Origin of the sequence: Rhodopirellula maiorica SM1 (assembly GCF_000346295.1) — a bacterium.
GTDB classification, from domain to species: domain Bacteria; phylum Planctomycetota; class Planctomycetia; order Pirellulales; family Pirellulaceae; genus Novipirellula; species Novipirellula maiorica.
In genome coordinates this window covers 1-9,129 of record NZ_ANOG01000068.1, presented here as the reverse complement: position 1 = coordinate 9,129, position 9,129 = coordinate 1, and the positions used below count along the sequence as shown (strand labels likewise).

The following is a 9,129-nucleotide window of genomic DNA, read 5'->3' as shown; positions in this document are numbered from 1 at the left end:
CACCGCTAACGCATTCAGTATCGGCACGATCCAAAGCACGGGATTCGCGGCGATGTTCTCGGTCGCATGAGGGACGTGCCACCATGTCGCGATCGTCACGACGACATACAAACCGGCGAATAAGTAAATCAATGGCGGAATCAATCGTCGCACGCGATCTTGCAATTCGTCCTCGGTTTTCAAATAAAGGTAAATCGCGCCGTGAAGTGCAAACAGCGACACGGTCAATCCGCCAACCAGCAGTGGATACCAATAGATTTGGCTTAGCAAACTGCCTTCGTACTTGTACATTGGCCCCAATTCCATGCCTGCCATGACGTTCCCCGCAGCAATGCCTAGCAGCGCCGCTGCGGTCAACGACGAGAGGAAAAACCCTGCGTCCCAGACCGATCGCCAACGAGGCGAGTGGACTTTCGAGCGAAATTCGAGACTGACGGCGCGACCGATCAAACAGGTCAGCAGCAAAAAGAACGCTGTATAAAAGCTGCTAAATACCGTTGCATAGGCGACCGGAAAGGCGGCAAAAAGGGCTCCGCCAAAGGTCACCAACCAGACTTCGTTTCCATCCCAAAGCGGACCGATCGAATTCATCACCAAACGTCGCTCGCGGTCGTCTTTGGCAATGAACGGATGCAAGATCCCGACGCCAAGATCAAATCCGTCCAGAATCGCGTAGCCGCAAAGCAGGATGCCCAATAACACGAACCAGATAAACGTCAGCGTTTCGTAGCTCATCGCACTCCCTCTTCCATCAACCCGCCGCCTCGGTTTGTCCCTTGGTGGCTGATCACTTCGGAAATCGATTCCTCGTTGTACTCGCCGCTCAGCCGACGTTTGTACCGCGTGAGTTCTTCGGGAGTTTCAGGGCCATGCTGAATTTTATGGTTTAACACAAACACCCACACCGCGAACAACAGCGAATAAATAACACCGAACAGGATTATCGAACTGAGCACTTGCTCCGCCGTCACTGATTCGCTCAATCCGTCGGCGGTTCGCAATCCCATCATCTCGACGCCATCTTGCACCGAGGGGTAGACGATCCAAGGTTGGCGGCCGACCTCGGCGGTAACCCAACCCGCTTGATTGGCGGTCATCGCGGCGACAGGCATGAACACGATGATCCAAAGCAACCATCGTCGTTTGTCGAGCGAGCCGCGGTACCATGACCAACACGAAAACGCTGCCACGACGATCATCATCGTTCCAATGCCGACCATCAAGTGAAATGTTTGGAACGGTAACCACACTGGAGGTCGCTGGTCCTGAGGGATCTGGTCCATCCCGGGAACCGGTTTCATCGGATCGTTGTACACCATCACACTTAATAGATACGGCACCTGGACACCGTAATGCACCTTTTCGCTTTTGGCATCGGGCCAACCGAACAGATAGAGCCCGGTGGGGCGATCGTTGGTTTGAAAATGAGCCTCCATCGCGGCCAGCTTCGCAGGTTGAGTTTCCACCAATTTTTGAGCCGAATCGTGCCCCGTGATCGCAGCCAGCAGTGTGAACAATAGCGAGCATGGCAATGCGATCGACAAACACCGCCGAGCCACTTCGAGATGACGTTTCTGCAATAGATAGAATGAACAAACCGATGCAACAAAAAAGGCTCCCAAGACAAACGCGCCGATCAGCGTATGAGTCAGCCGATCGACCGAAGACGGATTCAGCACCATCTGCCAAAAATCGGTCACTTCGGCGCGAGGCATCGATTCGCCTTGCACGTCATGCCACACGATATGGTAGCCCGCGGGCGTTTGTTGCCAGCTATTAGCGACCACAATCCAGACGGCACTGAACACCGATCCCAAAAACACCATCAAGGTGCTGAACAGGTGCATTTTCACTCCGACGCGGTCCCAGCCGAATACCAGCACGGCTAGAAAGCCGCTCTCGAGAAAGAACGCAAAGATCCCTTCTGCGGCCAAAGCCGAGCCAAACACATCGCCAACAAAACGCGAATAGGCGGCCCAGTTCGTGCCGAATTCGAATTCCATCACGATACCGGTGGCGACGCCCATCGCAAAATTGACGGCAAACACACGAGTCCAAAAACGTGCCGCCGCCTCCCAAGCCGGATTGCGTGTGCGAAAGTACCGCCACTCGCACAGAAACAACTGAAGCCCCAATCCGATGGAAAGCGGAGGGAACAAATAGTGGAACATGATGGTGAGCGCAAACTGCAGTCGGCTGAGTATTTCAACGTCCATCCCGTTTCCTTTGTCTAACGTGGCCCCTCATTATTGTGGCGAAAAAACATCGGCTGCACAGATGCGGCAGATGGACTCAGCGTTCACCGATCACCCCGGCTAGCACGAGGACACTCAGGCAAACCGCGCGACGATCGCAGCAGACGCAAGCAGATTTCGGATTTCGGTATTGTCTGTGGTTCATGCCACAACCGCATCGCAACCAATTGCGTTGTGCACTGACGCACTGGCAATGCCACGCAACTGTGCGTTGCGGATCATCTTTAGCGGCTGAAAACACGAAAACTCGATACAATGAAAGATGGCATCCGAATTGCCATGAAATGACACCACAAGCAACGGTTGACGTGTCCTTTTCGGCACGCGATCGCATCCCCTATCGATGCCTACTGGAGTTCATCATGCGTGTATTACTAGCCAACGATTCATCGCAACACTCCAAGGCGGCTGCCGACTATCTATTGTCGTTGCCGTTTCGCCGTCCGATCGACTTGGACATTGTTTCGGCGGTCGTGCCACCGATGATGATCGATTCGGGGACCATGTTAATGCCCACGGATCTAGGGTTGTTTATTGACGAGGAATGCGAAGCGGCGAAACAGCGTGTTCAGCAAACCGCCACGGGTTTGAACGGTCCTGTTCATTCGTTACAGACGCACGTTCCTGTGGGATCACCGTCAACCGAATTGCTAAATGTAGCCGAGGAAACCGATGCGGATTTGATAGTCTTGGGGGCGGTTGGGCATTCGGCACTACAGCGAGTGCTGTTAGGCAGCATTTCCGATTATGTGGCAACGCACAGTGGTACATCGACGTTGATCGTCCGCCCGCTGCGTGAATCAAGTCAAGCGCCTTCGCTACGAAAAATTGTGATCGCGTTGTCCGGACGTCCCGAAGACCAACGGATGGTTGATTGGTTGCGGCCGTTTAAATGGGCTGGTGGAATTGAAGTCCATTTAGTGCGGATCTTGCATATCAATTCGTTTTACCGACAAGACATACGACAGAAAGCGTCTGAGTTTTGGACCGACTACTTAAAACAAGCCAATGCACATATGCTGGGGTTGGAGTCGGCAATCCAAGAGATGGGGCTGGATACCGAAACCCACTTGGTCGAAGGAGATCACATTGGCGAGACGTTGGTAGAGTACGCCGACGAACACGGTGGCGATCTGATGATGATTGGCGACAGCGACAGCGGATTGTTGACCCGTGTGTTTTTGGGAAGCACGTCGCGATACGTGCTTCGTCATGCCCATTGCAGCGTGTTGATCGTGCGTGACAAACATGACCATCGCGAAGCAACCCAAGAGGCTGCAGCGAAAGCTCACGCATCGGCGCACTGAGCTGGCTGGAGAGGAACCCTGCGGTTACATTTGTCGTTGGATCAAACGAAGGGAAGCATTTGTGTTACTTTGGCGTCGCGGAAGTCGCGGACGATTTGGTGATTTATTCTGACTTTAGACTTCTTCGTTTAACCGTCAGCCGATAGGCGTACGCTAACCGATGCGAGTATGTCTTCGGTCGACTGTTTTCTAGCGGCAATCGTCAAATCAAAGATTGGTATCGTATGGTTCTTTGGTCTCTCGTGGCCGCCCAATTCGTACTCGCGGCCGCGATTGTGCTTTCGGCCTCATGGAATCCAGTGCCATGGTTGCAATTGTTATTGGCGGTACCGGGTATCGCCTTGGCGATCTCGGCGTGGGCGGCGGTCGGACTACGAAAGCTTCGTGTGCATCCGACGGTGACCGAGAAAACGACGCTGGTGACCAGCGGCCCCTATGCGATCGTTCGACACCCGATGTACAGCGGGTTGCTGTGGTTCACACTGATGCTGCTGTTTCCGACGATCACCCCGTGGCGTGTCGCGGCTTGGGTCGCGTTAACGGCCGTGCTGGTGATCAAGGCGAATTATGAAGAAAAGATGATGAGTGCAAGGTTCCCAGAATACCCGCACTACATGCAAACCGTCGGAGGGCTGATCCCTAAGTTTCCAAAAATTTTGCGAGATTAGGTCCGCGAATCCGGCCGGGTTACCGATCGATGCATTGACAATGCCAAACTGATATACTTTGGCCAATGTAAGGGCGGCCGTTTACCATTGATTTTGGTTCGCGGCCCCAATTCGACCGTCTCTGACTCTTGCGGAACCATGCGATGCAACGAAAAGATGCGAAACAGTTTGATCAAGAAGTTCTCGACCTTTACGACGATTACGCTCACGGACGATTGAATCGACGCGAGTATGTCAGTCGATTGGCGGCCTTTGCTGTTGGTGGGCTGACGGTGGAATCCCTGATGGCCAACTTGAGTCCCAACTACGCGTGGGCTCAACAAGTGGATCCAAATGATCCACGTATCAAGACCGAAACGGCCTCCTACGATTCACCTAAGGGCGCGGGAGAGATGAAAGGATTGTTAGCTCGTCCAGCGAAAGGCACCAAGTTTCCGGCCGTGTTGGTCATCCACGAAAATCGCGGGTTGAACCCGTATATCGAAGACGGTGCGCGCCGTTTGGCCAGCGAAGGTTTTCTTGCGTTTGCACCCGATGCGCTGTCGCCGCTTGGGGGATATCCCGGCAACGATGACGAAGGTCGCGCGATGCAGGCCAAGCGTGACCGTGATGAAATGACGCATGATTTCATCGCAGCGGCTAAGTTCTTGGACACACATGAACTTTCCACCGGCAAAGTCGGCACGGTCGGATTTTGTTTTGGTGGCGGAATGGTGAATCAATTGGCGGTTCAGATTCCGGATGTGATCGACGCGGCGGTTCCCTTTTATGGCAGCCAACCCGATGCCAGCGACGTCGCCAAAATCGACGCACCGCTGATGATTCATAACGCGGAACTCGATCGCCGCATTCTGGCGGGCGCGGCGGCGTTTGAGCAAGCGCTGAAAGAGAATAACAAACCATTCGAAGCATTTGTGTACGCGGGAGTCAACCACGGTTTTCACAACGACACCACTCCACGCTACGACAAAGACGCCGCCACACTTGCATGGCAGCGTACGATCGCATTCTTCAACAAGCATTTGAGCTAGACGAGCCTGGATTACACTCACTAGCTCAAGACGGGCACTTCGCTGCCTGCTTGTTTGCCCGATGTATTTCCAGCGGGAAGGAATCCGCTCGCTGGTCCCTCGTGTTCCATCATGCGTGTCGTCCTAACGACGACTCGCGTGGTGTCCTTGGATTAACGCTTGGATCATACGGCCAAGAATCTGCCGTTTTGTTTTCTGGTGCCGGTAACCTACAGCATCGGCCGGGGTGGGTCGCCTTACCCCGCAAGTAGCATCTCTCGCAGACAGTCAGCTACGACAGCACGTTCACTTGGTTTGCGATACGTTTCACACCTGGGGTGGTACGAGCAATGGTCAAGACCGAAGTCCTGTCGCTCGAATTATTCACGGTACCGCTTAATTGCACGTGCCCGTCGTCATCGCTGCTGACCTCAATTTCGCTGAAGCCGAGTCGTTGCAGTGACGCACGTAGCCTCGATTCGATACTGTCTTTCATGACTCAGCCCCTATCGTGGGTGCCCCCTTAATTTGTCCACGCGTAAACCAGGCCCGAAGCATACACGGAATCAGACAACAATGGCAATGCAGGTAAAATATTATGCGATTAAACCTTCATCGTGATGTCGATGGCGGAGGTGGCAATTGCAGTGTTGCGGCGTCGGGAGTCAACGATTGCTGGTATAGCTTTAGCAGGCTGTAGACCGACTGAAACTCGGGCCTAGCCGCCAGCCCCTGGAAGCGGGGGTCGTTATTGACAACGCCAAAGTGATCCAGAGTGACCTGTAGTTGCTCAGGTGTGGTCGGGGTACCGTCGAGAAAAAGCGACGATGGTAGCGCGAGATAGTTTTTCCATTGATCGTCAAGCATGTCATAAAGTTTAGGGGCCAGCTGTACTAATTGAGTGCGAAGGCCTTCGGAATGAGTCGCGGCATGTTGTTGGATCCATCCGCTTTGTGGGTCTTGTTCGGAGACCGGAATTGGCGGTATCGCGGTGGTATTCGCATAACTTGCCACGATTTGAGTCAATTGGTCCGCCAATGGAGGCACAACGACCGGTTGGCCTGGAGCCGGACTGCGGTAATACGCACCGGTTGACCAAGGATCGACTTGCAGGACCGAACCATCGATCGAAACGCCAGCGAAAAGACCGCGACTACGCGAGTAGGTATAGATTTCCGCTTGCAGTTGGCCATCGGTGGCAACAGCGGTTTCCCGCCCCACCGGTCCTGCCGCGGCGGCGGCATCGGCACCAAGTGTCAACTTTCCGGACAAGATCCCCTGGACACTTCGTTCGGTTTTGAAAACCAAAATGATATCGGACGATTGCACCCCAACCTGCCATCCGATGTTTCCTCCGGTCAACGTGATAAATACCGGAGCGTGCCATACGCCATCGGGTTCCCGCACAAACAACAAGCCGCGGCCACGACGGGCACCGACAATAAAGCTGCCTTTGATCACATTAGGAACAATCGCTACTGCGTTGGCATTGGCCAACATGGCTTGGGGGATCCGGTTCAGCGGTGCCGTCATTGCTTCGTTGAAAACGGCCGCCGAGGCTTGCATGACCTGTTCTTCCAACACCTGAGCGTTGGAGGTCGAGGTCCACGAGAATGCTGTGAATGCAAGCGTGATTGCTGCGAGCTGACAGGGACGATTCATTTTAGATTTCCACGCAAAAAGGGGGCGAGACTCCTCAGCAACCAAGACAGTGCCCGCATCGGGTGTGCCAATGAAGTGTAGAGCATCCCATCAAATAAATGAACACGAATGGGTGATTCACTTATCTAGCGAGAAGCAATCATGCCGAGGATCAGTGACTTCGACACTTGTGGCACATTAGATCGACTATAGTAGCGGCTGCATTTAAATCTCTCGATTTCTCTCCCCACTGCAATCACAACGGCGGTACCGGATGACCTATTTACGACGGCCTCAATCCTTGCTTGCATTTGCAGTTTTCTTGGCGGCAATATGGACACTCCATGCCACTGCCGAAATGCCACATTTGCCGCTCAAAGCGTTTGTTGCGAAAGATACGCTCGATCCGCCTCGAGAAGATTCCGACGATGCACGCGATTGTTTGACGGGATTGGTCTGGCCGCCAAGCGAGTTTGAAGTGTCATGGGAGGCCCCTTTGACAGGAAAAGGAGACGCGATCGCGATGTTTCCATCGCCGATCCCGAGCGGTGATTCGCGTAACGATCAGGTGTCGATGGAGTGTTATTTTGCGCGCGATGGAAATGGCAAACCGATTACTGCACCGGCGGTGGTCGTCGTGCATGAGTCTGGATCCAAGATGGCGGTGGGCCGCGTGTTCGCGCGCGGGTTCCAGACGTGTGGTGTCCATGCGTTTCTAATCCACCTGCCCTATTACGGAAATCGACGTTCGAGCGAACAGCGGCCCGATCGAAAAAGGCTGATCGATGCGATTCCGCAAGCCGTCGCAGATGTCCGACGTGCCCGCGACGCCGTCGCGGCGCTGCCATATGTCCAAGATGGTCGCGTATCTCTACAAGGCACCAGTCTGGGCGGCTTTGTCTCCGCAACCAGCGCTTGCTTGGATAGCGGCACCGACGGTTGTGGTTACGACAACGTCTTCATCCTGTTGGCTGGCGGCAATTTAATGAAGGTGATTCAAAGTGGACGGAAAGACGCGGCAAAATTTCGCCAACAACTTCAGCAATCCGGCATGACGCCAGACCAAATCGCGGCAATCGTAAACCGGGTCGAGCCGTTGCGAATGGCGCATCGCTTGGACCCCAAACGCACATGGTTGTACTCGGCCGACTTTGATCAAGTCGTTCCTATCCAAAACGCCATTGATCTGGCCCAAACCGCAGCTTTGGATCCGAGTCACCATGTACGAATGCTGGGAAACCATTATTCTGGTTTCGTCTATATTCCTTTTGTCATCCCCAAAATGGCAAAGGTCATTCACCAAAGATAAACGCCATTTTCCTCGCCGTTTGACAGCCCCACCTACCCAAGCTGATCCCCCTCAAATCCAATGCCCCACCTACCTTGCTCTGCAGCTAACGAACGTTCCATAGTCGATTCCATTCGTCGCGATTCACAACCGATGAAAGCAGTCGAAACCGCGAACATGACACGCCGCGTTTTTATCACTTCCACGGCAACCGCACTGGCAACCGCACCCGCACTCGGCCATGCAAGCGATTCCAAGCAGTGGCGAATCGGCGTGGTCGGACATACGGGGCATGGGAACTTTGGGCATGGCATCGACACCGTCTGGCTGAATTTGCCTGAAACAAAAATCGTCGGTGTTGCCGATGCGGATCCGAACGGGCGAGAACAAGCCAAACAACGACTACGCTGTGAGCATGCGTTTTCAAGTTATCGCGAAATGATTCAGCAGAAACAGCCCGAGATCGTTGCGGTCGGGCCACGCCATGTCGATCAACACCATGCGATGATCATGGCCGCGATCGAAGGGGGCGCGAAAGGAATCTATTGCGAAAAGCCGTTTTGTGCCACCTTGGAACAGGCCGACCAAATTGTTGCCGCCTGCGAACGATCCGGGACACGATTCGCGCTCGCTCATCGCAATCGTTATCACCCAGCACTTCCGGTGACCAACGCAGCCATCGAGGACGGGGCGATTGGAAAAGTGCTCGAGATTCGCTGTCGTGGTAAAGAGGATGCACGAGGTGGCGGGCAGGACCTGTGGGTCTTAGGAACGCACCTATTTAATCTCGCCGCCTACTTTGCCGGCAATCCGACCGCGTGTTCGGCTACCTACTACGCGGGCGATCGTCCCGCCACCGCAGAGGACGTCGTGCCTGGCAGCGAAGGAATCGGTCCCCTCGCCGGAGATCGTTTGCACGCTCGCTACGATACCGAAAGTGGTATTCCCGTTTTCTTTGAT

The 9,129-nt window shown here is 54.2% G+C and carries 9 protein-coding genes; 5 read left to right on the top strand and 4 right to left on the bottom strand.

Annotated elements, in window-relative coordinates:
• Together cydB and RMSM_RS02125 are read right to left on the bottom strand one after the other, a co-directional pair.
• The coding region (cydB, locus tag RMSM_RS02130) for a cytochrome d ubiquinol oxidase subunit II (protein WP_008690849.1) at window positions 1–735 on the bottom strand (735 nt) is incomplete at its 3' end.
• Window positions 732–2,216 carry a cytochrome ubiquinol oxidase subunit I gene (locus RMSM_RS02125; RefSeq protein WP_008690848.1) on the bottom strand — a complete coding sequence of 495 codons (1,485 nt, stop codon included), beginning with the start codon at window positions 2,214–2,216 and terminating at the stop codon, window positions 732–734. The genes cydB and RMSM_RS02125, both read right to left, overlap by 4 nt.
• Window positions 2,217–2,539: 323 nt before the next feature.
• On the opposite strand from RMSM_RS02125, the gene RMSM_RS02120 reads away from it, so the two are divergent.
• From RMSM_RS02120 to RMSM_RS02110, 3 genes are all read left to right on the top strand, one after another.
• Entirely contained in the window at window positions 2,540–3,562 is a 1,023-nt protein-coding gene (locus RMSM_RS02120) for a universal stress protein (protein WP_236621969.1), read from the top strand.
• Window positions 3,563–3,786: 224 nt separating this feature from the next.
• Window positions 3,787–4,230, top strand: coding sequence for a methyltransferase family protein (locus tag RMSM_RS02115; protein ID WP_052031448.1), 444 nt, complete (start codon window positions 3,787–3,789; stop codon window positions 4,228–4,230).
• A gap of 143 nt (window positions 4,231–4,373) precedes the next feature.
• The gene (locus tag RMSM_RS02110; protein ID WP_008690844.1) at window positions 4,374–5,261 is read left to right on the top strand and encodes a dienelactone hydrolase family protein; all 888 of its coding nucleotides are present in this window, start codon (window positions 4,374–4,376) and stop codon (window positions 5,259–5,261) included.
• Between the two features lie 271 nt (window positions 5,262–5,532).
• On the opposite strand, the gene RMSM_RS02105 is transcribed toward RMSM_RS02110, so the two are convergent.
• Entirely contained in the window at window positions 5,533–5,736 is a 204-nt protein-coding gene (locus tag RMSM_RS02105) for a BON domain-containing protein (protein ID WP_008690843.1), read from the bottom strand.
• Between the two features lie 116 nt (window positions 5,737–5,852).
• Window positions 5,853–6,902 carry a lipid-binding SYLF domain-containing protein gene (locus tag RMSM_RS02100; protein WP_008690841.1) on the bottom strand — a complete coding sequence of 350 codons (1,050 nt, stop codon included), beginning with the start codon at window positions 6,900–6,902 and terminating at the stop codon, window positions 5,853–5,855.
• Window positions 6,903–7,155: 253 nt separating this feature from the next.
• Here RMSM_RS02100 and RMSM_RS02095 point away from each other — a divergent pair, with 253 nt between their 5' ends.
• Window positions 7,156–8,190, top strand: a complete 1,035-nt coding sequence (locus RMSM_RS02095; RefSeq protein ID WP_008690840.1) for a dienelactone hydrolase family protein — start codon at window positions 7,156–7,158, stop codon at window positions 8,188–8,190.
• A gap of 60 nt (window positions 8,191–8,250) precedes the next feature.
• Window positions 8,251–9,129 (top strand): Gfo/Idh/MocA family protein (locus RMSM_RS02090; protein ID WP_144057305.1); only part of this gene is annotated, 879 nt, incomplete at its 3' end.

Excerpts from the sequence above, each read along its gene's own strand:
- RMSM_RS02105 (WP_008690843.1), bottom strand. The coding sequence starts at position 5,736 with ATGAAAGACAGTATCGAATCGAGGCTACGTGCGTCACTGCAACGACTC.
- RMSM_RS02115 (WP_052031448.1), top strand. The coding sequence starts at position 3,787 with ATGGTTCTTTGGTCTCTCGTGGCCGCCCAATTCGTACTCGCGGCCGCG.
- RMSM_RS02120 (WP_236621969.1), top strand. The coding sequence starts at position 2,540 with ATGACACCACAAGCAACGGTTGACGTGTCCTTTTCGGCACGCGATCGC.
- RMSM_RS02110 (WP_008690844.1), top strand. The coding sequence starts at position 4,374 with ATGCAACGAAAAGATGCGAAACAGTTTGATCAAGAAGTTCTCGACCTT.
- RMSM_RS02125 (WP_008690848.1), bottom strand. The coding sequence starts at position 2,216 with ATGGACGTTGAAATACTCAGCCGACTGCAGTTTGCGCTCACCATCATG.
- RMSM_RS02100 (WP_008690841.1), bottom strand. The coding sequence starts at position 6,902 with ATGAATCGTCCCTGTCAGCTCGCAGCAATCACGCTTGCATTCACAGCA.
- RMSM_RS02095 (WP_008690840.1), top strand. The coding sequence starts at position 7,156 with ATGACCTATTTACGACGGCCTCAATCCTTGCTTGCATTTGCAGTTTTC.